The sequence below is a fragment of the Microbacterium enclense genome (assembly GCA_038182865.1).
Lineage (GTDB): Bacteria > Actinomycetota > Actinomycetes > Actinomycetales > Microbacteriaceae > Microbacterium > Microbacterium enclense_B.
The window spans coordinates 2,447,177-2,469,603 of the sequence record CP116226.1; the positions used below are offsets into that span (position 1 = coordinate 2,447,177).

Annotated in this window: 21 protein-coding genes and 1 tRNA gene; 17 read left to right on the forward strand and 5 right to left on the reverse strand. The window is 70.5% G+C overall.

The window, feature by feature from the left end:
• Positions 1-30: 30 nt before the first annotated feature.
• The 5 genes from PIR02_11495 to PIR02_11515 are packed head-to-tail and all read left to right on the forward strand — an operon-like array spanning position 31 to position 4,192.
• On the forward strand, positions 31-813 hold the full coding sequence (locus tag PIR02_11495; protein ID WZH35401.1) for an amino acid ABC transporter ATP-binding protein: 783 nt from the start codon (positions 31-33) through the stop codon (positions 811-813).
• A gap of 1 nt (position 814) precedes the next feature.
• A complete protein-coding gene (locus PIR02_11500; protein ID WZH35402.1) occupies positions 815-1,453 on the forward strand; it encodes an amino acid ABC transporter permease in 639 nt (212 codons plus the stop codon).
• Positions 1,453-2,097: an amino acid ABC transporter permease gene (locus PIR02_11505; GenBank protein WZH35403.1), complete on the forward strand. Its 645-nt coding sequence runs from the start codon at positions 1,453-1,455 to the stop codon at positions 2,095-2,097. The genes PIR02_11500 and PIR02_11505 overlap by 1 nt, the downstream gene beginning before the upstream one ends.
• Positions 2,094-2,900: an aspartate/glutamate racemase family protein gene (locus tag PIR02_11510; protein ID WZH35404.1), complete on the forward strand. Its 807-nt coding sequence runs from the start codon at positions 2,094-2,096 to the stop codon at positions 2,898-2,900. Before PIR02_11505 ends, PIR02_11510 begins: the two co-directional genes overlap by 4 nt.
• Positions 2,897-4,192 (forward strand): NAD(P)/FAD-dependent oxidoreductase, encoded by a 1,296-nt coding sequence (locus PIR02_11515; protein ID WZH35405.1) that lies wholly within the window; start codon positions 2,897-2,899, stop codon positions 4,190-4,192. Before PIR02_11510 ends, PIR02_11515 begins: the two co-directional genes overlap by 4 nt.
• Positions 4,193-4,363: 171 nt before the next feature.
• Here the strand turns inward: PIR02_11515 and PIR02_11520 are convergent, their stop codons facing one another.
• The gene (locus PIR02_11520; GenBank protein ID WZH35406.1) at positions 4,364-5,857 is read right to left on the reverse strand and encodes a SulP family inorganic anion transporter; all 1,494 of its coding nucleotides are present in this window, start codon (positions 5,855-5,857) and stop codon (positions 4,364-4,366) included.
• Between the two features lie 113 nt (positions 5,858-5,970).
• On the opposite strand from PIR02_11520, the gene PIR02_11525 reads away from it, so the two are divergent.
• Positions 5,971-6,342 (forward strand): MerR family DNA-binding transcriptional regulator, encoded by a 372-nt coding sequence (locus PIR02_11525; GenBank protein ID WZH35407.1) that lies wholly within the window; start codon positions 5,971-5,973, stop codon positions 6,340-6,342.
• On the forward strand, positions 6,339-6,914 hold the full coding sequence (locus PIR02_11530; GenBank protein ID WZH35408.1) for a GNAT family protein: 576 nt from the start codon (positions 6,339-6,341) through the stop codon (positions 6,912-6,914). The genes PIR02_11525 and PIR02_11530 overlap by 4 nt, the downstream gene beginning before the upstream one ends.
• A 108-nt stretch (positions 6,915-7,022) precedes the next feature.
• Here the strand turns inward: PIR02_11530 and PIR02_11535 are convergent, their stop codons facing one another.
• A complete protein-coding gene (locus tag PIR02_11535) occupies positions 7,023-7,763 on the reverse strand; it encodes a GntR family transcriptional regulator (protein ID WZH35409.1) in 741 nt (246 codons plus the stop codon).
• 78 nt (positions 7,764-7,841) lie between these two features.
• On the opposite strand from PIR02_11535, the gene PIR02_11540 reads away from it, so the two are divergent.
• The 5 genes from PIR02_11540 (at position 7,842) to PIR02_11560 (ending at position 11,935) form a co-directional block, all read left to right on the forward strand.
• Positions 7,842-8,732 (forward strand): proline iminopeptidase-family hydrolase, encoded by an 891-nt coding sequence (locus PIR02_11540; GenBank protein WZH35410.1) that lies wholly within the window; start codon positions 7,842-7,844, stop codon positions 8,730-8,732.
• A gap of 44 nt (positions 8,733-8,776) precedes the next feature.
• Complete coding sequence (locus PIR02_11545; GenBank protein WZH35411.1) at positions 8,777-10,201, forward strand: APC family permease; 1,425 nt, start codon at positions 8,777-8,779, stop codon at positions 10,199-10,201.
• Entirely contained in the window at positions 10,198-11,124 is a 927-nt protein-coding gene (locus PIR02_11550; GenBank protein ID WZH35412.1) for an acetamidase/formamidase family protein, read from the forward strand. The genes PIR02_11545 and PIR02_11550 overlap by 4 nt, the downstream gene beginning before the upstream one ends.
• 80 nt (positions 11,125-11,204) lie before the next feature.
• Positions 11,205-11,293 (forward strand) — tRNA-Ser (locus PIR02_11555).
• Positions 11,294-11,641: 348 nt separating this feature from the next.
• Positions 11,642-11,935 carry a hypothetical protein gene (locus tag PIR02_11560; protein WZH35413.1) on the forward strand — a complete coding sequence of 98 codons (294 nt, stop codon included), beginning with the start codon at positions 11,642-11,644 and terminating at the stop codon, positions 11,933-11,935.
• Positions 11,936-11,964: 29 nt separating this feature from the next.
• On the opposite strand, the gene PIR02_11565 is transcribed toward PIR02_11560, so the two are convergent.
• The 3 genes from PIR02_11565 to PIR02_11575 are packed head-to-tail and all read right to left on the reverse strand — an operon-like array spanning position 11,965 to position 16,538.
• The gene (locus PIR02_11565) at positions 11,965-14,238 is read right to left on the reverse strand and encodes a DUF3488 and transglutaminase-like domain-containing protein (GenBank protein WZH35414.1); all 2,274 of its coding nucleotides are present in this window, start codon (positions 14,236-14,238) and stop codon (positions 11,965-11,967) included.
• A gap of 1 nt (position 14,239) precedes the next feature.
• Positions 14,240-15,484 carry a DUF58 domain-containing protein gene (locus PIR02_11570; protein WZH35415.1) on the reverse strand — a complete coding sequence of 415 codons (1,245 nt, stop codon included), beginning with the start codon at positions 15,482-15,484 and terminating at the stop codon, positions 14,240-14,242.
• A 7-nt stretch (positions 15,485-15,491) separates the two neighbouring features.
• The gene (locus PIR02_11575; GenBank protein WZH35416.1) at positions 15,492-16,538 is read right to left on the reverse strand and encodes a MoxR family ATPase; all 1,047 of its coding nucleotides are present in this window, start codon (positions 16,536-16,538) and stop codon (positions 15,492-15,494) included.
• A 164-nt stretch (positions 16,539-16,702) separates the two neighbouring features.
• Between PIR02_11575 and PIR02_11580 the strand changes: the two genes are divergently transcribed.
• From PIR02_11580 to PIR02_11600, 5 genes are all read left to right on the forward strand, one after another.
• Positions 16,703-17,635 carry an ROK family protein gene (locus PIR02_11580; protein ID WZH35417.1) on the forward strand — a complete coding sequence of 311 codons (933 nt, stop codon included), beginning with the start codon at positions 16,703-16,705 and terminating at the stop codon, positions 17,633-17,635.
• A gap of 248 nt (positions 17,636-17,883) precedes the next feature.
• The gene (locus PIR02_11585) at positions 17,884-19,089 is read left to right on the forward strand and encodes an ROK family transcriptional regulator (GenBank protein ID WZH35418.1); all 1,206 of its coding nucleotides are present in this window, start codon (positions 17,884-17,886) and stop codon (positions 19,087-19,089) included.
• 137 nt (positions 19,090-19,226) lie between these two features.
• Positions 19,227-20,585 (forward strand): extracellular solute-binding protein, encoded by a 1,359-nt coding sequence (locus PIR02_11590; GenBank protein WZH35419.1) that lies wholly within the window; start codon positions 19,227-19,229, stop codon positions 20,583-20,585.
• A gap of 2 nt (positions 20,586-20,587) precedes the next feature.
• Positions 20,588-21,520, forward strand: coding sequence for a sugar ABC transporter permease (locus tag PIR02_11595; protein ID WZH35420.1), 933 nt, complete (start codon positions 20,588-20,590; stop codon positions 21,518-21,520).
• Complete coding sequence (locus PIR02_11600) at positions 21,517-22,425, forward strand: carbohydrate ABC transporter permease (GenBank protein ID WZH35421.1); 909 nt, start codon at positions 21,517-21,519, stop codon at positions 22,423-22,425. The genes PIR02_11595 and PIR02_11600 overlap by 4 nt, the downstream gene beginning before the upstream one ends.
• Positions 22,426-22,427: the final 2 nt, after the last annotated feature.

Genomic DNA, 22,427 nt, shown 5'->3' on the forward strand with positions numbered 1-22,427 from the left:
CGCGGGCGCCCCTCTCCCCGAGAGGCCCCCATGCCCCAGCTGATCACCGAGGCGAACGAGCTCGCCACCGCGGGCGTCACGATCTCGCACCTGTCGAAGAGCTTCGGCAGCAACCTCGTGCTCGACGACATCTCCATGACCGTCGCGCCCGGGAGCGTCACGGCGCTCATCGGCCCGTCGGGGTCGGGCAAGAGCACTCTCTTGCGTTGCGTGAACCTTCTCGAGCAGCCTGATCGCGGGTCGATCACGGTCGGCTCGACGACCATCGAGGCCGGTGCGAAGGTCACCGACCGCACCCTTCTCGCGCTGCGTCGACAGGTGGGCATGGTGTTCCAGTCGTTCAACCTCTTCCCGCACATGACGGTGCTGCGCAACGTCGCTTACCCGCAGGAGAAGATCCTCGGTCGCTCTCGCGCCGAGGCGGAGGAGCGTGCGCTCACGCTGCTGGAGCGCGTGGGCCTGCGCGACAAAGCGCAGCAGCACCCCGGCCGGTGCTCCGGAGGGCAGCAGCAGCGCATCGCCATCGTGCGGGCGCTGGCCCTGAACCCCCGCGCGATGCTGTTCGACGAGCCCACGAGCGCTCTCGACCCGGAGGTCGGTGTCGAGGTCCTCGCCGTGATGCGCGAGCTCGCCGACAGCGGCATGACGATGATCGTCGTCACCCACGAGATGCAATTCGCGCGTGACGTCTCCGACCACCTCGTGGTGATGGCCGACGGGCACATCATCGAGGAGGGCGACCCCCGCGCCATCATGGCCGCGCCGAGCCAGGAGCGCACGCGTCGCTTCCTCTCGGCTGTCTTGGAGCGCTGACATGGAAGCCGTCGTCGCGGTCCTGCTGGGACTCCCTCTGACCCTGCTCGTGACGGCCGCCGCGTTCGCGATCGGCCTGATCGGAGCCATTCCGCTGATGCTGGGCCTACGCTCCCGATCCCGCATCGTGCGCCTGGCCGTGCGCTTCGTCGTCGACCTCATCCGCGGTGTCCCTCCGATCGTGTGGCTGTTCGTGCTGTTCTTCGGGGTCTCGATCGGTGCGCTGCGCTTCAACGCCCTCGCCGCCGCGATCGTGGGGCTCGGGATCATCTCGGCGGCCTACCTCGCCGAGATCTACCGCGGGGGCTTCGCGACGCTCCCCGCCGGCCAGACCGAGGCCGCGCGTGCCCTGGGGCTCGGGCGTCGCTCGACCTTCGTGCGGGTGCTCGCGCCGCAGGCGGCGCGTACGGCCCTGCCCTCGATCACGACGTTTTTGCTGGCGCTGCTGAAGGACTCCTCGATCGCCTCGACGATCGGCGTCACCGACATGGTCTTCGCCGCCAACACGTTCGTGCGCCAGAACCCCATGACGGCCGGGCTCACCCCGTTCTTCGTCGCGGCGGCCGTGTACGTCGTCATCAGCGTCCCGCTGGCCATCGTCGCCCGCCGACTGGACACTCGCCTGAGAAGGAGCGCGTGATGGACCTCTCGCTGTACCTCCCACGCCTGCTCGACGGACTCGGCGTCAGCCTGCAGCTGACCGCCCTGTCGGTCGTCTTCGGGTACGCCCTCGGACTCGTCTTCGCGCTCGGAGTGTCTTCGATCCACCGCGCGCTGCGCTGGCCCGCGCTCGTCGTGGTCGAGATCGGACGCGGCATCCCGGCCTTGGTGGTGCTGTACATCGTCTACTACGGTCTGCCCGCGGCGGGTGTGCTGTTGAGCAGCTTCTGGGCCGCTGCTGCGGGTCTCACCTTCACGGTCGCCGCCTATTCCTCCGAGATGATCCGGGCCGGCATCCAGTCGGTCCCGCGCGGGCAAGGGGAGGCAGCGGCAGCCCTCGGCCTGTCGCGCCTGCCGGCCTTCGCGCGGGTCATCCTGCCGCAGGGGCTGCGCTCGTCGATTCCGGCGCTGATGGGCCTGGCGATCCAGTCGTTCCAGGGCACGTCACTGGCGTACTCGATCTCGGTCAACGAGCTGATGAGCCAGGCGTACCAGGTGAGCTCGCTGACCTTCGCCTACCTCACCGTGTACGTCGTCACCGGAGTCATCTACGCCGCGATCGCGGTCCCGGCCACCTGGGCATCGGTGTGGGTCGAGCATCGTCTTGCGCGAGGTCACGCATGATGCGCCTCACGTGGATCGAGGCGACGGTAGGGGAGCCGGCGCACGCCCCGCTGTGGGATCTGCTCACGGGCCATGTGGAGCGACTGGCCGCGGGTCGCGCGCAGGTGCGGCTGCGTCACGTCGGCGTCGACGCCGGCGGCATCCGCACCCCGGCCAACCGGCTCCTCAGCGACGCGGCCGTGCTCGCCACGGCTCTCCACGCGCAAGACACGAGCGACGCCGTCGTCGTCGGCTGCTGGGGAGCGCCGACCGCGGCGGTCCGCGGCGCGGTGTCCGTGCCGGTGTCGACCCTCACGGATGCCGTGGCGCGCACGGCCGGTTCGCTCGCCCGGCGCGCAGCCGTCGTCACCGTCGCTCCCGTCCTCGCGCCACTGTTCGCCGACGACCTCGTCGCCCACGGCGCGAGCGGTCTGAGCGTTCGCGCCTACGCGCCCGAGTCGACCCTCGACGACGTCACCCGCGCGGTCACCGACCCCGACGACCTCATCGCCCGCTTCGACGTCGCAGCTCGCCGTGCCGTGGACGAGGGCGCGGATGCCGTCATCGCGGGGTGTGCCTATCTGGGTGCCCTCTTCGCCGCCCACGGATACACCGCCGTCGGCGGTGCACCCGACGTGCCGGTGTGGGACCCGAACGCGCTCGCGATGGAACATGTGCTCTCACTTGCACGGCTCGCGGACGCGGGCGTCCGCCCGACCGACCGCGGCTACCCCCGACCCCGCGGCGAACGCGCTCGCGCGCTCGCCGCTGCCGCCCGCCGCCTCTCCGACGGACCCCCGTCACCCGAAAGGACACCCGCATGACCCGTTACTGCGTGATCGGAGCCGGCGCTGCCGGCATCTCGACCCTCCAGCGCCTGCGAGCGGCCGGCTACGACGCCGACTGCTTCGAGAAGACCGACCGTGTCGGCGGTCACTGGCACACCGACTACGACGCGTTGCACCTCATCACCTCGCGCGACATGACGGGCTTCGAGGGCTTCCCGATGCCGAAGGAGTACCCCCACTTCCCCCGCCGCGACCAGGTGCGGGCCTACCTGGAGTCGTACGCTCGCGAGCACGGCCTCTACGACGTCATCCGCTTCGAGACCGCGGTGGTCTCGGTCGTGCCGCGCCCGAGCGACGGCCCCACCGGATCGGCGGGGTGGACGGTCACGCTCGACGCCGGCGAGAGCATCGACTACGACGGTGTCTTCGTCGCCAACGGCCACCTGTGGGACCAGAAGCGTCCCGCGATCTCCGCCGACTTCACGGGCAAGCAGGTGCACTCCGGGTCGTACCGCAACACCGGCGACATCGAGGGCACGCGCGTGCTCGTCGTGGGGGCGGGCAACTCCGGATGCGACCTGGCCGCCGACGCCGCTCAGCACCGGCTGGAGGTCGACATCGTCATCCGCGAGGGCGTGTACTTCCAGCCGAAGAGCTACTTCGGCGTCCCGCGCCAGGAGATCCCCTGGATGGGACAGTTCGCGCCCGACGAGCAGGACCTCATCGCCCGCCTGCTCGCCCGCGTCTCGATCGGAGAGGCGAAGGACTACCCGGGCCTGCCGGAGCCGGCGTACCGCACGCTCGCCGAGGGGCGGACGGTCGTGAACGAGCTGCTGCTGTACTGGGTGCAGCACGGCCGCATCGGCGTCCGTCCGGGCATCGAACGCATCGAGGGGCGCACCGTGCACTTCGCCGACGGCGAGGCCCGCGAGTACGACACGATCCTGTGGGCGACCGGCTTCCACGCCTCGCTGCCCTTCCTCGACGACGCTCTGGTGCCGCGCCGGGGCGGTGTGCCCCTGCGGCTCGCTGCCGGGATCGTCCCCGTGGGGCTCGAAAAGCTGTACTACATCGGCTTGTCGGCTCCGCGTGGTCCGCAGATCCCCGTGTACGGCGTGCAGGCGGCGCTCGCGCTGCGCATGCTCGCGCTCCACGAGGAGGCGCCCCATGGCTACGTGGCGCTTGCGGCCTACCTGGCGAGGCTCCAGGAGGCCGACGACCGCATCGACATCGTGCGCGCGGTGTGGAACGACCAGCTCGCCGACACCGAGCGGTTGCTGGACGCCTTCGTGCTCGCTCACGCGGAGCCGGCTGTCAGTCAGGCGTGATGCGGAGGCGCGGGTCGCGGCGGTCCGTCCGCGGGGGAGGGGAGGAGATGCGGCGAGCGGAGGACACCCGGGGGCCGTGGCATCCTCCCGTCCCCGTTTCTCCTCCGCTCCGCACCGCACGGGCGGCTCGGCCACGGGGTCAGCGACCACACGTCGGCGGCAGCCCCGCCCTCAGTGCCCCGCGCCGAGACCACCGCTGAGCCGACCGTGCAGGGCGGCCGCGGTCGCGTTCATCCCCTGCAGTTCCACCGTCGTGCCGAGGCGGGCGTACTTGGTCTGCACGGCATCCAGGGCCGCCACAGTCGAGGCATCCCAGACGTGCGAGCGCGACAGGTCGATGACGACCCGCGGAGGGTCGCGGTGGTACGCGAACTTCGTCGTCAGGTCGTTGCTGGAGGCGAAGAACAGCTCGCCCTCGACGGTGTAGCGCGCGGTGTCGCCGTCGACCGATCGGGTGACCGTCGTCACGCTCGCGACGCGCCGGGCGAACAGGACCGCGGCGGCGACCACTCCGGCGCCGACCCCGATCGCGAGGTTGTGCGTCCACACGGTCACGGCGACGGTGAGGACCATCACGACGGTCTCGCTGATCGGCATCCGTCGCAGGGTGGACGGGCGGATGCTGTGCCAGTCGAAGGTCGCGATCGAGACCACGATCATCACCGCGACGAGAACGGCCATCGGGATGATCGCCACCACGTCGCCGAAGACCAGCACGAGGACGAGGAGGAACACGCCCGCCAGGAAGGTCGAGATCCTCGTGCGTGCCCCGGAGGCCTTGACGTTGATCATGGTCTGGCCGATCATCGCGCAGCCTCCCATCCCGCCGAACAAGCCGGAGAGGACGTTCGCCGCGCCCTGACCGAGTGACTCGCGCGTCTTCGAGGAAGGAGTGTCGGTGATGTCGTCGACGAGCGCCGCGGTCATCAGCGATTCGAGCAGGCCGACGATGGCCATCGCCACGGCGAACGGGAAGATGACGCCGAGGGTGTCGAGGGTGAGCGGCACGTTCGGAATCAGCAGCGCGGGGAGACTCTCGGGCAGAGCGCCCTGATCGCCCACGGTGGGGACCGTCACGCCGAGGACGACCACGGTCCCCGTCAAGAGCACGATCGCGACGAGCGGGGCGGGGACGACGGTCGTCAGGCGTGGCAGGAGGTACATGATCGCAAGGCCCGCCGCGGCGATCGGGTACACAGCCCACGGAACACCGATGAGCTGCGGCACCTGCGCGGTGAAGATGAGGATCGCCAACGCGTTGACGAAACCGACCATGACGCTGCGCGGGATGAAGCGCATGAGCTTGGCGACGCCGAGCAGCCCGAGGATCACCTGGAGGAGGCCCCCGAGGATCACCGTGGCCAGCAGGTAATCCACCCCGTGTGCACGGGCGACGGGGGCGATGACGAGAGCGACGGCCCCCGTCGCGGCGCTGATCATGGCCGGGCGTCCCCCGAGGAACGCGATGGCGACGGCCATCACGAACGAGGAGAACAACCCGAGGCGCGGGTCGACCCCGGCGATGATCGAGAAGGCGATCGCCTCCGGGATGAGGGCGATGGCGACGACGAGCCCGGCGAGCACCTCCCGCGTGAGCAGTCGCGGCGAGCGTAGGGCGAGGAGCACGGTGGGTCCGGAGCGGGGGTGCGCGAGGGCGTCGGTCATGGAGGTGCTCCAGGAGGGGGAGGGGAGCCCGCGTCGAGCGGGAAGAATAGGGGGGTCGCGACCGCGACCGAGGAAACTCTACCGTAACGAGAGGGTTCCGGATGGGGGATGCCATGACGACCGCGCGATCGATGCAGATCGGTGAACTCGCGGAGCGTACGGGGATGTCGATCCGCACCCTCCGCCACTACGACGAGATCGGTCTCCTGCGCCCGTCGGCGCGGAGCGACGGGGGCTTCCGTCTCTACACCGCCGACGACGAGTCGCGTCTGTTGCTGATCCGGCGGATGAAGCCGCTCGGGTACTCGCTCGAGCAGATGGGGGAGTTGCTCACGGTGGTCGACGGACTCGATGCGGATCCCGCCGACACGGAGCTCGCCGCCCGCTTCGCCGACATCCGCGACGAGGCCGTGCTCCGCCGCGACGATCTGCGTCGAAAGCTCGCGGCCGCTGACGAGTTCGTCGCGCAGTTGGAGTCGCGATGACGGCCCACGACCTCGTGCTCGAGGGTCATGGCATCCGCCTCACTCCCGCGAAACCCGCCGACGCCGCCGATGCCTGGCCCCTCACCGACGCGGCCCTGTGGGCCGGGATGACCACACCCTGGCCCGCATCGGTCGACGCGTTCGCGGCGCACATCGACCGGCAGCGAGAGGCGCCGGGAATGCTCGCGTTCACGGTCCGGGATGCCGAGACCTCCGGCATTCGCGGATCGACGACGTTCTACGACCTCGTGCCCGCGCAGGGTCGGGTCGAGATCGGCACGACGTGGTACGGCCGGGCTTTCCAGGGCGGGCGGACCAATCCGGCGACGAAGCTCCTGCTGCTCGAGCACGCGTTCGGGCACTGGGGGCTGAACCGCGTGGCGCTGCGCTGCGATGCCCGCAACGAGCGCAGCGCCAGGGCGATCGAGCGCCTCGGCGCGACGCCTGAGGGACGTCTGCGCTCCCACCGCGTCGCCTCCGACGGGTCGATCGGCGACACCCTCTATTTCTCGATCCTCCGCGAGGAGTGGCCGGACGTGAGGGCGGGCCTCGAGGCGCGGCTGCGCCCCTGACCACTCGCGCGGGGGAGGAGTTCCTGGAGCGGGAGGATGCCGGGGCCTCCGGTGGTCCTCCGCTGGCCGGATCTCCTCCCGTCGCCGCGTCCGCGCCCGTCGCCGGGCTCAGTTCTGCGCGGCGGCTGCGCGGCGGCGGGCGAACTCCCGGGCCCCGGTGAAGAGCTCGAGGTCGATCTGCACGTGACGTCGGGCGAGTTCGGCGGCGTCGTCGGGGGCGGCGGTCACGATCGCGGCGACGATCGCGTCGTGCTCCCGCGCCGCGCGGCTCTCCATGCGGCGGTGGCTCTCGCGATCGCCCCATGGGTGCGCGGGTGCCGAGAGGGAGAGGTGCCGTTCGTGGTCGAGCAGCATGTCGCGCAGGGCCGTGTTGTGGGCCGCGTCGATGATCGCGAGGTGCAGCAGGCTGTCGGCGCGCTGCTTCGGATCGCCGGAGTCGGCGGCGTGGAACGCGGCGAGACGCTCGAGCATTGCCGCGATATCGGCATCCGTCCGCCGTTCGGCCGCGAGGCGGGCGAGTGAGGAGTGCAGCATCGAGCTCGCGGTGCACGCGTCGACGAGGTCGCCCCAACGCTGTTCGAACCATCGGTCGACGCCGACCACGACCGAATCGGGCCAGTCCTCGGCGACGAAGGTTCCGCCGGCGCGGCCGCGGCGCTTCTCGATCAGGCCGCGTGCGGCGAGGTCGTCGAGGGCGGCGCGCACCGTCGTGCGTCCCACGCCCAGGAGCGGGGACAGGTCGCGCTCGGCCGGTAAGCGGGTGCCCGGGAGGAACTCGCCCACCGCGACAGCGGTGATCAGGCGTTCGGTGACGCGTTCCACCAGGGAGGCGTCGTCGGTCTCGGCCATGGGCTCCCGTCGTTTCCTCCATGTTAATTCCGAAGAAAAGGTTTGCCAACGAACCATTACGGGGTCCACGATGACTCCATGCAACGCGAGATCACCGTTCCCTTCCATGACGGCTTCACGTGGGCCCGCCTCACCGAACCCGCCGAGCCCACCGGGGCCTCGCCCCTGTTCGTCCTCCACGGCGGACCGGGCATGGCCCACAACTACGTCGCGAACCTCGACGCCCTCGCCGACCTGACCGGCCGCACCGTCGTGCACTACGACCAGATCGGCTGCGGCAAGAGCTCGCACCACCCCGAGGCCCCGGCGTCGCAGTGGGTGCCGCAGCTCTTCGTCGACGAGTTCCACACTCTTCGGCGTGCGCTCGGGTTCGACGAGTACCACGTGCTCGGCCAGTCGTGGGGCGGCATGCTCGGTGCCGAGATCGCGGTGCGCCGGCCCGCGGGGCTCGAGGGTCTCATCATCTGCAACTCCCCGGCATCCATGGCCCTGTGGCTCGCGGGGGCCGCGCGGCTGCGATCCGAGCTCCCGGCGGAGGCGCGCGAGGCTCTCGACCGCCACGAGGCCGACGGAACGCTCGATCATCCCGACTACGTGGACGCCACCCGCCTGTTCTACGAGCGGCACGTCTGCCGCGTGACCCCGATGCCGCAGGACTTTCTCGAGAGCGAACAGCAGATGCTCGCCGACCCGACCGTGTACTACACGATGAACGGTCCGAACGAATTCCATGTCGTCGGCACCGGTCGCGACTGGACGGTGGTCGACCGTCTGCCCCAGGTGGCCGTGCCGACCCTCGTCGTGGCCGGTGAATTCGACGAGGCCACCTCCGAGACGTGGGAGCCGTTCGTGAAGCACATCCCCGGCGCGCGCTCGCACGTCTTCGCCGGAGCGAGCCACTGCACACACCTCGAGATGCCCGACGTCTTCCGCGGCGTCATCGCCGACTTCCTCGCTCCGCTTCCCTGACTCACCGCTTCCGACGCTCCACCCGACCCGATCCAGGAGACCCGATGTCGAACACCGCCCCCGAGGCCCAGCAATCGCTGGAGTCCTTCGGCTACAAGCAGGAGCTCAAGCGCTCCATGTCCACCCTCGACCTCGTGGTCTACGGGCTCGTCTTCATGGTGCCGATCGCCCCCTGGGCCATCTTCGGCGTCGTGTACAACGCCGCGAGCGGCATGGTCCCGCTCGTCTACCTGACCGGTGTCGTCGCGATGATCTTCACCGCCCTCGCGTACGCGCAGATGTCGAAGGCGTTCCCGATCGCCGGCTCCGTCTTCTCCTACGTCGGTCGGGGGATCCACCCCACCGTCGGCTTCTTCGCCGGCTGGGCGATCCTGCTCGACTACCTGCTGGTCCCGACCCTGCTCTACGTCTTCGCGGCGTCCTCGATGGCGGGGATCTTCCCCGACGTGCCGCAGTGGATCTGGGCCGTCGCGTTCGTGATCATCAACACCGTCATCAACGTGCTCGGTATCGGCTCCATCAAGATCGCCAACCGCATCATGCTCGGTATCCAGCTGGCCTTCGTGGTCATCTTCGTCGTCATCGCGATGGTCGCTCTGAACTCCGGCGTGATCCCCGGCGCGGAGTTCACCATGGCACCGCTGTGGGATGCCGAGAAGGTCAACCCCGCCCTCATCGCCACCGCGCTCTCGATCGCGGTGCTGAGCTTCCTCGGCTTCGACGGCATCTCGACCATGGCCGAGGAGTCCACGGGCGACCGGAAGTCGGGTGGGCGCGCCATGATCATCGCCCTGCTCGTGGTGGCCGTTCTCTTCATCACGCAGACGTGGTTCGCGAGCGCCCTCGCCGCGGGCACGATCTCGTTCGGAGACGACGAGGTCAACAACGCCTTCTTCATCCTGGTCGCGAAGGCCGCCGGCTCCGGCTGGGCGACCGCTTTCCTCGCCGTCAACGTCATCGCGGTCGGTATCGCCAACGCCATCGCGGCCCAAGCCGCCACGTCGCGTCTGCTGTACTCGATGAGTCGCGACCGGCGCCTGCCCGCGTTCTTGTCGAAGGTGACCTCGCGCCAGGTTCCGATGGCGGCGATCCTGGTCGTCAGCGCGATCTCGCTCGTGCTCGTGCTGTTCTTCGTCGGCCAGATCGCCGTCATCTCGTCGCTGGTGAACTTCGGCGCTCTGCTCGGCTTCCTGCTGCTGCACGTCTCGGTCGCGGTGTATTACCTCGGCACGAAGAAGTCGAAGAACTACGTGCTGCACCTCGTCGTCCCCGCGATCGGGTTCCTCATCATCGGCTACGTCCTGCTCAACGCCGACATCACGGCCAAGATCGGCGGCATCCTGTGGCTCGTCGTCGGTGGGATCGTCTACGTCATCTTCGCCCGGAAGAACGGCGGCGCAACGGGTCCGCTGCCCGAGCACGCGACGTCCACCGCCGGTGAGGGCGGCGGCGAGACGGCTGTGCGGTGAGCATCGATCACGTCCTCGGCACGGAACTCGGGCGCCCCGGGTTCCGCGCCGACGTCGCCCCCGTGCTGCGGCTTCGGCCCGGCACGGGGGAGACGGTGGCGTTCCACACCGACGACGCCGTCTACCGCGAGCTGCACGAGCACGGTGATCTCGCGGCCCTGACATCCCCCATCAACCCGGTGACCGGGCCCGTGTACATCGAGGGCGCCGAGCCCGGTGACGCGCTCGCCGTGCACGTGCACGACATCCTGCTGCCGGAACACGGCTGGTCGCAGAGCCTGCCCGGAGCGGGGGCGCTGGCCCACCGCATGCCCGATCACGTGGTGAGCCGGCGCATCCCGATCGACGCCGAGGGCGTGCACGTGACCGCGCGTCACACGGTGCCCGCACGGCCGATGATCGGCTGCATCGGCACGGCGCCGGCCGCGGGGGAGAACTCGACGATCATGCCGACGACGGCGCTCGGCGGCAACATGGACCTCACCGACGTCGCGCCCGGTGCCACGGTGTACCTGCCGGTCGAGGTCGAGGGCGGCCTGCTCTCGATCGGCGACATCCACGCCGTGATGGCGCGCGGAGAGTCGTCGTTCGTGGCGATCGAGGCCGCCGGCACGGCCATCGTCTCGATCGACCTGGTGAAGGATGCCGGTTACCGCGCGCCCCGCGTCGAGACCGCCGACGAGTGGATCTTCGTCGGCCTCGGCGATCCGGTGCAGGAGAGCATCCGCCGCGGCTACGAGGACGTGTTCGACACCCTCGTCGACGTCCACGGCTGGGACCGGATGGACGCATACGCGCTCATGAGCGCCGTCGTGCACAGCGAGCTGGGTGGGCCCACGGGCTCCGAGGCACCGGATCCTCTACATCCGTTCCGTGCGGTCGGGGCGGTGACGCTGCACCGGCTGCCGAAGAACGTGCTCTGAGACCGGGCCGAGAGCCCGAGGGGGCGAGGGCGGGCGCCCGCGACACGGCCCGGCCCGACCGCCGTGTAAGATCGTCCCTTGGAAGTGTGTCCGAGCGGCCTAAGGAGCATGGCTGGAATCCATGTAGGCGGGGTAACTCGCCTCGCAGGTTCAAATCCTGTCACTTCCGCTCTCGAAGGGCCCTCGCATCGCGCGGGGGCCCTTCTCGTTCGCGGTCTCACGCCCCGACGCGCTCCTGTTCCTCGGCGGCACCGCGTCGTCCACGTATGAGTTGAGGCGGTAACGGGTGGAGTTTGGGCTGTAGACGGTGAAAGTCCGGCCCCGGGCTTGCGGGCGGTGTCGGCTGTGTTCGTAACGTCGAAGGACCGAGGGATCCGGCGAAGATGTTGCTGCTACGGCCGCCTGCTTACGCGTGCCGTCCGCGCCCTCGCACATCGCGGCAGGGTCCACCGTCGAGCCCAGAGGAGGTCGCCCGGCGCGTGTGGATGGACGGATCCGATTCAGGGAGGTTGTTCTCATGAGTGAGGCTCGAGCGACGCGAGCCGAGACGTTGCACTGGTGGGTCGTGGCGGGGGTAGCTCTCGCAATCGTCGCGCCCGTCCTCGTCGGGGGCGCCCTTGTCATCCAGATCGCCGTTGTCATCTTCGGCGTGGTGGCATTCTTCCGGCTCAGGCAACGTCGTTCCCGTGTGATCGTCGTGATCGCGGTGAGCGCATTGAGCCTGATCGTGGCGGGGCAGATAGCCGGGATGGTCGCCGTAACGTCGCTCGATGCCACGTTCACGGACGACAGCGTCGACCTTTCGCGCTGAAGAGGGCACGGTGATCCGCACCGCGGGCTCTACGACCCCACGCGCTCCCGCTCCTCGGCCGCCGTCGTCCCGGGACGGACGACGAGCGAGCGGGGGAGCGCTCGGGCGAGAGCGCGCCGCACCGGTGTCGCCCGCGCACGCAGGGTCGCGCCGACCCGCGCGGCGGCGTCGGCGAGCATCGGCCCGATCGCGGCGTCCACCGCGTTCTCGGCGTAGCTGACGCTCTCGACCGCTCCGCGAAGCAGGCCGATGTCGGTCGGATCCACGCCGTGGTGTTCGACGAGACGTTCGGCGAAACGGCGCGGAGACTCCCCGCCGGGGACCGGGATGCCGAGATCCACCGCGTCATCCTGAACTGCCGCCCACGCCGCCACCGGATCGCCCGTGCGGGCGGCGGCCAGGCGGGAACGTCGGCGCAGCGCGCGCAGAACCGCGGGGGCCGCGACGATCAGACCGAGGAGCACGATGCCGGCGGCGATGAGAAGCCCCGGCCCTGCGGCGCGCGTCGAGCCCGCGGTGCCCGTGCCCTGGAGGCCCGGGCCGTCCTGGTTGCCCAGTGAGGGAGCGGAGCTGGGCTGCGCGTCGGGCGCGGCAGACTGCTGCTGCTGCGGGGCGTTCGGCGTGGTCGTGGAGCCACCGGTCGTGCCCGGGGCGAAGCTCGTGGGGACGCCGAGGCTGTTGGTGGGCTCGAACGGCACCCAGCCGATGCCCTGGAAGTACACCTCGGGCCAGGCGTGCAGTTGGCTCGACGTCACGGTGAAGGTCGCCTGGCCCTGGCCGGCGCTGCCGCTCATCGTGCCCGGGAGGTATCCGACGACGATGCGGGACGGCATGTCGAGCGTGCGTGCCATGACCGCGAACGCCGACGCGAAGTGCACGCAGTAGCCCTCGCGCGCCTGGAGGAACCCGGCGACCGCGTCGAGTCCGGCCCCGTCGAACCCAGCCTCGACGGGGGCGTCGAGGGAGTAACTGAACTGGCTGCTGCGGAACCACGTCTGCAGGGCGATGAGCGCGTCGTACGGGGACTGCGCACCCGCGGTGACCTCGCGCGCCGTGTCGCCGATGATGGCCGGAACGTCGGCCGGGAGCGCCCGCACGGCGTCGCCGAGCTCCGACCCGCCGACGGGCCGCGCACGGATCTGTTCGAGCGTGGGCCGCGGTGCGGCGGTCTGCACCGTGTAGTCCTGATCGCGCGATGACCCCGAACGCGACACGATCGTCCGGTTCTGCGGCATCCCGAGCCAATCGCCCTGAAGACCCGTGACGGTCGTCGCGGGGGAGGGGACGGGGAGCCAGGGGCTGTCGAGCTCGCCCACGGAGATGTCGGTCGTCGCGTCCGCCACCGGGATGTCCGCGTCGACGGACGGGCTGGAGAACACCGGGCCGTCGGCGGGGACGGTGACGGTGTCGTCGCGGTCGGGTTCCCACACGGCGCCGTCGAAACGCGAGAGGGTCACCGCGCGCAGGTAGGGCGGGGTGGGGGCCGTCGTGGTGAAGGTGAGCACGTCGATGTCGCGCGGTTGACGCAGGTCGTTGCCGAGCTCGAGGTTGGGGTTGATCGTGGTCCCGTACCCGCCCGTGCCGCCCGACGCGAAACGCAGCGCAGGCTGCGGCAGGAGCGGGGTCGCGACGACGGCGACGATGACCGCGACCGCGGCGATGCCGAGGGCGGTTGCCGAGGCACCGCGCCCGGGCCGGCGAGCTCCCGCATGCCGGGAGCGCGTGTCCACCCGCAGCAGGAACAGCAGGGCGACGGCGAGCAGGACGAAGGCGGGCACGTCGACGTCGGCGGGGATCGCGATCGTCGGGATGAGGGAGACCGCGACAAGACCCACGCCCGCGAGCAGCGGCATCCGGGCCGTCAGGACGACGTGGTCGAGCACGATGGCCAGGGCGCCGACGGCACCGACGAGCACGAACGCCAGGCCCACGCCGGGTGCCACCGGGGCGACTCCCGTGCGGATGTCGTCGGATGCCGCGGAGATCAGGCCCGGGATCGCGTTCACGGTCGCGGGGGTCGGGATCACGCCGAGCAGCGCGGTCGGGCGCGCGAACATCGCCGTCAGCGCGAGGACCCAGATGCCGACCTCGACGACGGTGGCCACGAGCGCCGGCAGTGCGACGAGGCGCGCGATCAGGCCCGCGGCCAGGATCGCCACCGTCAGGACGGCGGCCATCACGGTCCACGACCCGGGCTGCATCACGGAGAACACCGGCAGCATGGCCGCAGCGATCGCGACGAGGACGCCGAACGACAGCAGGGCCGCATCGCGGCGGCGGCGCGGAGTGCGCAGCACGGTCACATCACCAGCCGACACGCGCGAGCCCCCTCTCGGTGGCGTCGACCCATGCGGCGGCGATGTTCCCGCCGGGTCGCACGCTCGCCGCGCGCCAGCCGGCCGCGCGGGCCGCGTCGAGGTCGGGGCGATCAGTGACCGAGAGGAGGATCGGCAGCCCCGAACGCTGGGCGAACGCACCGGGGGCGAGGGTGCCGCCCTGCTCCGGGTGTCCGGTGATGACGACGACGGGTCCGAGCATCACCGCCGCGGCGGCCGGCACCACGCGGTCGGTCGGTCCGTCGGTCCGTGCCGCGAGCGTGGCGAAGGATGCCGCCAGCGCACGTGCCTCGCCGTCTTCTCCGCCGTCGACGGGATCGGCCAGGAGCTCTCCGTCACTGTCGACGACGTCGACCGTGAAGCCCTCGTGCACGAGACGCGCCACCGCGGACACGCACGCCGAGACGGCCGTCTCGAAAGCGGGGTCGCCGCCGGAGGGGTCGGCCGCCGCCGGCGACCACCGCGAGAGGGCGCGGTCGAGCACGACCGTGGCCGCGGGGCTGGACTCCTGCTCCTCCTGACGCACCATGAGCGTGTCGCGGTGCGCCGTGGCGCGCCAGTGGATGCGGCGCATGGAATCGCCGGGGGCGTACGGACGGGCGACGAGGTTGTCGACACCCTGCCCGAGCTGCAGGGCGGACGACTGGCGTGTTCCGCCGGCCTCGCCGCCGGTGGGAGGCAGCGGGGCGAGGTCGACGATCGCCGGGGCGACGGTGAGGGGGGAGGGGCGTCCGAGCGCGAACCGGCGACGGATGAGGCCGAAGGGGTCGGTCGTCACGACTTCGAGGGGTCCGAGCGCGCGGATGCCGCGCTCGTGCGCCACGACCTCGTAGCGGAGCTCGACGGGCACGGTGTCGCGACCGAGCGACGACGTCGTCGCGGGAAAGGGGCCGCTCGCACGCCCGCGGAGTCCGGCCGGGAGGGTATCGGCCCATCGCCCCGGGGCCGTCGGAAGCGCCGTCTGCAAGCCGACGCGGACGACCACCTCTGCGCTCGCGCCCACCTCGGTGACGTCGGGGGCGACGGTACGCGTCACGCGATCGGTGCGGCGGGCGATCACGAGGGTCGCCGCGGCGGTCGCCAGCAGAGCGGTCATCAGCACGCCGAAGTACATCAGTTCCGGGATGCCGGCGCGCTGCGCGATCACGAGAGCAGCGACGGCGAGGACCGCCGCGCCGCTTCCTCGCAGGGTGAGCGGCCACCACCGGGTCATCCGGCGCTCACGGTCTCGCGGCGAGCGGGACGCGCACGCTGGACGCGATGCGCTCGAGCGCCTCGGACACCACGACCGCTCCGGCGCGGCCGCCCGCGGCCGAGCGGTTCGCGATGAGCCGATGGGCGAACACGGGGATCAGCAGCGACGTCAGGTCGTCGGGGATCACGTACGCGCGTCCGTCGAGCGCCGCCCGCACCTTCGCGGCGCGCACCAGCTGCAGCGTCGCGCGCGGGCTCGCGCCGAGGCGGATGTCGGGGTGGCTGCGGGTCGCCTGCGCCAGGGCGACGACGTACTCCTCGAGCGCCGGGGCGACGTGCACCCCACGCGCCCACGCGATCATCGCGGTCACCTGTCGGCCGGTCACGACGGGTACGAGGGCATCGAGCGGATTGACGACGTCGCGCTGGCGCAGCATCAGCGCCTCGGCCGCCGGATCGGGGTAGCCCATCGAGATCCGCAGCAGAAAGCGATCTCGCTGCGCCTCGGGGAGGGCGTAGGTCCCCTCCATCTCGAGCGGGTTCTGCGTCGCGACGACGAGGAACGGCGAGGGGAGCACGTGCGTCCGCCCGTCGATCGTGACCTGACGCTCCTCCATCGCCTCCAGCAGCGACGACTGCGTCTTCGGCGACGAGCGGTTGATCTCATCGGCGATGACGATGTTGGCGAAGACCGCGCCCGGCGTGAACTCGAATTGCCGCGGGACCGGGTTGAAAACGGACACGCCCGTGATGTCGCCGGGCAAGAGGTCGGGGGTGAACTGGATGCGGCGGACGTCCGCGTCGACCGTGGCGGCCAGGGCCCGGGCGAGCATGGTCTTGCCGACACCGGGCACGTCCTCGATGAGGAGATGCCCCTCGGCGAGGAGTGCGATCAGGGCGCTCTGCACGGCGTCCGGCTTGCCGTCGATCACCCGCGAGATGGATGCCGTGATCTCGCCGGTGAGCCGGGCGAACGACGCGGCGGTGAGCGGTTCGTCGCCACCCGGGCGGGCGGGAGCGGTGTCGGTACGGCGGAGTCGTGATGCCGCCTCGGGCGTGACCGTCTCGTCCATGGCATCCCTCGTGTCGCTGGGTGGAGGCTCGTCGTCGCCGCCGTGACCTGATCGTAACCTGCGCCGCGACCCCTCGGGCCGGCGGGTCGCCGGTACACAGGCGTCACTCGGCGGATGCACCGGCCCCTAGGATCGGGGAGCGTTGGTCCACCCGAGGAGCGCGCATGTCCGATGCCACCCCGTCTCTGCCCGCCTACACCCACGTGCTCGCCGTCGACATCGGCGGCACCAAGGTCGATGCCGCGGTCGTGTCGATCGCCGGCGAGGTGGTGCGCGAGAGCGTGACGCGTCGTCCGACCGGACGAGAGAACGACCGCGACACCGTTGCGCGGAACATCCGCGAGGCCGCCGAGGGGGCACTCGCCGCCGTCCCCGAGCTGTCGGTCGGCGCCGTCGGCGTCGGCAGTGCCGGTCCCGTCGACCTCCCCTCGCGCTCGGTGTCGCCGCTGAACCTCCCCTTGGCCGCTGGCCTGCCGATCGACGACGTGCTCGGCGGCCTCGTCGACGGGCCGTTGCACCTGGCGCTGGACGGCACCTGCATCGCGCTCGCCGAGCACTGGCGGGGATCGCTGCTCGGCTGTGAGAACGCCCTCGCGATCGTCGTCTCCACCGGTGTCGGCGGCGGATTCGTCCTCGACGGGCGCCCGATGGGCGGGGCGAGCGGAAACGCCGGCCACCTCGGCCAGACGTTCGTCCGCACCATCCACGACGGCGAGGTCGTGGCATCCACTCTCGAGGCCGTCGCCGCGGGGCCGGGCACGGTCGCGTGGGCGCGCGCGCAGGGGTGGGAGGGCGAGACGGGCCTCGACCTGGCCGCGTCGTACCGCGCCGGCGACGAGGTCGCCCGTGCCGCCGTGCAGCGATCGGCCACCGCCGTCGGGCAGGCCATCGCGGCCGCCGCGACACTCTGCGATCTCGAGGCCGTGGCGATCGCGGGAGGGTTCTCGCAGGTCGCCGACGACTACATCGACCAGGTGCGCGTCGCCGCGCAGGCGGCGTCGCTGCACGCGTACGCCCGTCGGTGCCGCATCACCGGTTCGGGTCTCGACGGCGACGGACCGCTCCTGGGTGCGGCGGCTCTCGCTCTGCGCGCCTGACCCGCCCGCGTCGGACCCGCTCGCGTCCGCGGGCTTGTCCGTGCCCACGCGTCTGCTCGGCTCGTGAGCGGAGGAGATTCCGGGAGCGGAGGAGGGATGCCGTGAGCATCGTCCTCCGCACCCGGTTTCTCCTCCGTCGCCCGGGCGGTCGCGTCGCGCCACCGCGCGCGAGCGGCGGGGCGGCGCGGTCGCGGGCGTACTCTGAGCGAAGGGCCGCGTCGCGGACCGACGAGTGGAGGCGGGAAGCGATGCGCACGGGGTCGAACCTGCCGGCAGTCGGCGAGTACAACCAGACCCTCGTGCTCGATCTCATCCGGCGCGCGCCCGACGGGCTGAGCCGTGTGGAACTGTCGGCTCGTACGGGGCTGAGCGCGCAGACCTTGAGCAATGTGACCCGCCGCCTCGCCGAGGAGGGGCTGATCGCCGAGGCGGGCAAGGTCATCTCCGGCCCGGGCAAGCCCCGCACGCTGCTCAAGCTCGAGCCGCGCTCGCGGTTCGCGGTGGGGGTCCACCTCGACCCGGTCGTCGACACCATCGTCGTGGTCGACATGGCGGGCGATGTCGTCGCCCACGACGAGATCCCCCGCCGACACGCGGCCTCTCCGGCCGAGCTCATCGCCGACGTGGCGGCCGCGGTCGATCGCATCGTCGCCCACGCCGCCATTCCCCGCGAGCTCGTTCTCGGGGTGGGCGTGGCCGCCCCGGGTCCCTTCGATGCCCGCGGCGGCCGGCTCCTCGATCCCCCCCTCCTGCCCGCGTGGCACAACGTTCACGTGCGCGAAGACCTCGGGGCGGCCACCGGCCTGCCCGTGATCGTCGAGAAGGACGTGACCGCCGCGATGATCGGCGAGATGTGGTTCGACCGCTCCGACGCGCTCACCGACGCGATGTTCCTCTACTACGGCGCCGGCGTCGGACTCGGCGTCGCCATCTCCGGCGCTCCCGTGCGCGGACGGACGGGCAACGCCGGAGGTATCGCGCACGTGGTCGTCGATCCCCGAGGGCCGGCCTGCGAATGCGGGTCGCGCGGGTGCCTCGGCGTCTCGATCGAGCCCCGCACCCTCCTCGCCGAGGCCGGATACGTGCCGGCCGAGACGGGCGACTCCCGCCCCGATCTCGACCGCCTGGTGCGGGATGCCACGGCAGGCGGCGACCGAGCCCGCGACGTGCTGCGACGGGCGGGGGAGCGGATCGCCCGGGCCCTCGTCGTGACGAACAACCTCTTGGACGTCGACGAGGTCGTGCTCGGCGGCCCGGTGTGGGAGCGTCTCGCGGACGTCCTCGTCGAGACGGTGACCGCTCGGGTCGCGGCCGACCCGGTGTCGACGGCGACGCGCACCATCACGGTGCGTCTGTCACGCGTGGGAGCCGATGTCGCGGCCGTCGGGGCTGCCTGCCTCATGCTCGACGGAGCTTTCGCCGCCCGTCCGGCACGCATGATGATCGCGATCTGACGCCCTGCCGCGGCGATCACCTGCGGTCGTCGTCGGATCGTTACCGTCGATCGTCGGGAACGACTTGCCGAATAAGTCCATTTGATTTATAAAAGGTTCTGGCGACGCGGTGTCTCCACCCAAGCAAGGGAGCTTTCATGAAGAAACTGACGATGGCGACCGGTCTTCTGACCGCCACCGCCCTGACCGTGGCTCTGGCCGGCTGCTCCGGCGGCAGCGGCGACGCGGGCGACGGCAAGACCATCCGCGTCGCGTACCAGACCACGGCGACGTTCAACCAGATGCAGACACTGATGGAGAACGCCAAGAAGGAGTACGAGGCCGCCCACGAGGGGATGACCGTCGAGCTCGTCCCGATCCAGGCCGAGGGTGCCGACTACTACACGAAGCTCGCGCTCATGAACAAGTCGGCGAGCACCGCTCCCGACGTCCAGTACGAAGACACGTTCAAGATCCAGTCCGACGCGGCGGCCGGCTACCTCCTGCCGCTGGACGACTACCTCGTGAAGTGGGAGGACTGGTCCCAGTTCGCCGACGGAGCCAAGCAGGCCGGTCTCGGACCCGACGGCAAGACCTACGGCGTCTCGCTCGGCACCGACACGCGCGGACTCTGGTACAACAAGGAGATCTTCGCCAAGGCCGGCATCTCGGTCCCGTGGCAGCCCAAGACGTGGGCCGACGTGCTCTCGGCCGCCGAGAAGGTCAAGGCCGCCGACCCCGACGTCATCCCGATCAACGTCTACTCGGGCAAGACGGCGGGCGAGGCGGCATCCATGCAGGGTCTCGAGATGCTCCTGTACGGCACCGAGGACACCCTCTACGACACCGACAGCAAGAAGTGGGTCGTCGGCAGCCAGGGCTTCAAGGACTCGCTGCAGTTCGTCTCGGACGTCTACCAGGGCGGCCTCGGGCCGTCGCTCCAGCAGGCGCTCGACCCGAACATCTTCACCAGCGTGACCGCCGACTGGCTCCCGTCCAGCAAGCTCGCGATCGCGCTCGACGGCTCGTGGCAGTCGGCCGCGTGGGTCGAGGGCGGCACCGCCGCGTGGCCCGCGTGGAGCGACACCCTCGGCATCGCCGCGATGCCCACCCAGAAGGGCCAGGCTCCTGGAACGACGAGCATGTCGGGCGGATGGACCCTCGCGATCGGCAAGAACACCAAGAACGCCGACGCCGCGTGGGACTTCCTCTCGACCGCGGTGAACAAGCAGAACGCCACGGCCTACAACATCGACAACAGCCAGATCGCCGTCCGCGCCGACGTGGCGGACTCCAGCGAGTACCTCGACGCGAACCCGAGCTTCAAGACCTTCTCGAGCTTCGTCGACACGACCCACTTCCGCCCGGCGACCGAGGACTACGACAAGATCTCGAACCAGATCCAGGTCGCGATGGAGGCCGTCATGACCGGCCAGTCGAGCGTCGATGACGCCGCCACCGCCTACGACCAGGCCGTCATCGGCATCGTCGGCGAAGAGAACACCCAGAAGGGCTGATCGTGACCGCCCTGGCTCAGACCGGGGCGACCGGAACCGGCCGGGGGTCGCGCGCGAAGAAGCGCGGCCTCCGGTCGTCGGCCCGGGCGCTCCCGCTCCTGCCCGCAGCCCTGCTGCTGGCGATCTTCCTGCTCGGCCCGATCCTCGTGTCGCTGTGGGGCTCGCTCACCAACGCCACGCTCTCCGGCTCCACCGCGGTGGCGAGCGAGTTCATCGGGTTCAACAACTACGCCCAGCTCTTCAAGGCTCCCGACTTCCCCGTCTCGGTGATCAACACGATCGTCTTCGTGTTCTTCTCCGCCGTGATCGGTCAGAACATCCTCGGCCTCGCTCTGGCGCTCATGATGCGGTCGGGCAACCGCATCGTCACCGCGGTCGTCGGCACGATCGTCGTGACCGCGTGGGTCCTGCCCGAGATCGTCGCCGCGTTCGCGGCCTACGCCTTCTTCCGTGACAACGGCACGCTGAACGCGATCCTCGCCGCCTTCGGCCTCGATCCCGTCAGCTGGCTGTTCACCATGCCGGTGCTGATGGTCATCATCGCCAACATCTGGCGCGGCACCGCGTTCTCGATGATGGTGTACTCGGCCGCCCTCGCCGACGTGCCGCCCGAGATCACCGAGGCCGCCGAAGTCGACGGCGCCGGCGGCATCAAACGCCTCTTCCTCATCACGATCCCGATGATCCGGTCGACCATCGGCACCAACTCGATGATCGTGACGTTGCAGACCCTCTCGGTCTTCACGCTCATCTTCGTCATGACCGGCGGAGGCCCCGGCAACAAGAGCACGACGCTGCCGATCCTGGCGTACCAGCAGGGTCTGAAGTTCGGCGAGCTCGGCTACGGCACGGCGATCGCCACGATCATGCTGCTCATCGGCGCGATCTTCTCGTTCTTCTACGTCCGCGCGCTGCGCGAGGAGGTCTCGTCATGAGCGCCACCACCACCCTCCCCGAGGTGACCGGCCGCGCACGGGTACCCAAGCCCGCGAAGGCTTCGAAGGCCTCGCTGTCGTCGCCGCGCACCCGTGCGCTGCGAGTGCTGAGCAACACGCTGCTCATCGTCATCGGCATCCTGTTCGTCGTCCCGCTCATCTGGCTCGTCACGGCCTCGCTCGACGCGCAGCCCACGCTCGCGATCAAGATGCCCGAGGTCGTCACCCTCGACAACTTCGCGGCCGTGATGAAGCCCGACCTGCTGTTCCTGCCGCTGTGGAACAGCGTGCTGCTGGCCGGAGGCACCGCGATCGCCACGGTGGTGCTCGCCTCGTTGGCGGCCTACCCGCTGTCGCGCTACAAGATGCGCGTGGGCAAGCCCTTCCTCTACGCGGTGCTGTTCGGCACGTGTCTGCCGATCACGGCGATCATGGTGCCGGTCTACAGCCTGTTCGTGCAGCTGAACCTCATTGACTCGATCGGTGGCACGATCCTCTTCCTCACCGCGAGCGCCCTGCCGATCGCGATCTGGATGATGAAGAACTTCATGGACGGCGTGCCCGTCGAGCTCGAGCACGCGGCCTGGATGGACGGGGCGGGGTCGATGCGCACGCTCGTGCAGATCGTGCTCCCGCTCATGCGTCCCGGCATCGCTGTGGTGTTCATCTTCACGTTCATCCAGGCGTGGGGGAACTTCTTCGTCCCCTTCGTGCTGCTGCTCAGTCCCGACTACCAGCCGGCAGCCGTCAGCATCTTCAACTTCTTCGGGTCGTTCGGAGCCGTGGCCTACGGCCAGCTCGCCGCGTACTCGATCGTCTACTCCCTGCCCGTGCTCGGTCTGTACGTCCTCGTGCAGCGCGGCCTCGGTGGCCCGTCGGCACTCGCCGGCGCGGTCAAGGGCTGACC

Coding starts and splice junctions, on each gene's coding strand:
- PIR02_11505 (WZH35403.1), top strand. CDS start 1,453: ATGGACCTCTCGCTGTACCTCCCACGCCTGCTCGACGGACTCGGCGTC.
- PIR02_11510 (WZH35404.1), top strand. CDS start 2,094: ATGATGCGCCTCACGTGGATCGAGGCGACGGTAGGGGAGCCGGCGCAC.
- PIR02_11585 (WZH35418.1), top strand. CDS start 17,884: ATGCGCACGGGGTCGAACCTGCCGGCAGTCGGCGAGTACAACCAGACC.
- PIR02_11520 (WZH35406.1), bottom strand. CDS start 5,857: ATGACCGACGCCCTCGCGCACCCCCGCTCCGGACCCACCGTGCTCCTC.
- PIR02_11580 (WZH35417.1), top strand. CDS start 16,703: ATGTCCGATGCCACCCCGTCTCTGCCCGCCTACACCCACGTGCTCGCC.
- PIR02_11495 (WZH35401.1), top strand. CDS start 31: ATGCCCCAGCTGATCACCGAGGCGAACGAGCTCGCCACCGCGGGCGTC.
- PIR02_11590 (WZH35419.1), top strand. CDS start 19,227: ATGAAGAAACTGACGATGGCGACCGGTCTTCTGACCGCCACCGCCCTG.
- PIR02_11570 (WZH35415.1), bottom strand. CDS start 15,484: ATGACCCGGTGGTGGCCGCTCACCCTGCGAGGAAGCGGCGCGGCGGTC.
- PIR02_11500 (WZH35402.1), top strand. CDS start 815: ATGGAAGCCGTCGTCGCGGTCCTGCTGGGACTCCCTCTGACCCTGCTC.
- PIR02_11575 (WZH35416.1), bottom strand. CDS start 16,538: ATGGACGAGACGGTCACGCCCGAGGCGGCATCACGACTCCGCCGTACC.
- PIR02_11535 (WZH35409.1), bottom strand. CDS start 7,763: ATGGCCGAGACCGACGACGCCTCCCTGGTGGAACGCGTCACCGAACGC.
- PIR02_11525 (WZH35407.1), top strand. CDS start 5,971: ATGACGACCGCGCGATCGATGCAGATCGGTGAACTCGCGGAGCGTACG.
- PIR02_11515 (WZH35405.1), top strand. CDS start 2,897: ATGACCCGTTACTGCGTGATCGGAGCCGGCGCTGCCGGCATCTCGACC.
- PIR02_11530 (WZH35408.1), top strand. CDS start 6,339: ATGACGGCCCACGACCTCGTGCTCGAGGGTCATGGCATCCGCCTCACT.
- PIR02_11600 (WZH35421.1), top strand. CDS start 21,517: ATGAGCGCCACCACCACCCTCCCCGAGGTGACCGGCCGCGCACGGGTA.
- PIR02_11560 (WZH35413.1), top strand. CDS start 11,642: ATGAGTGAGGCTCGAGCGACGCGAGCCGAGACGTTGCACTGGTGGGTC.
- PIR02_11540 (WZH35410.1), top strand. CDS start 7,842: ATGCAACGCGAGATCACCGTTCCCTTCCATGACGGCTTCACGTGGGCC.
- PIR02_11545 (WZH35411.1), top strand. CDS start 8,777: ATGTCGAACACCGCCCCCGAGGCCCAGCAATCGCTGGAGTCCTTCGGC.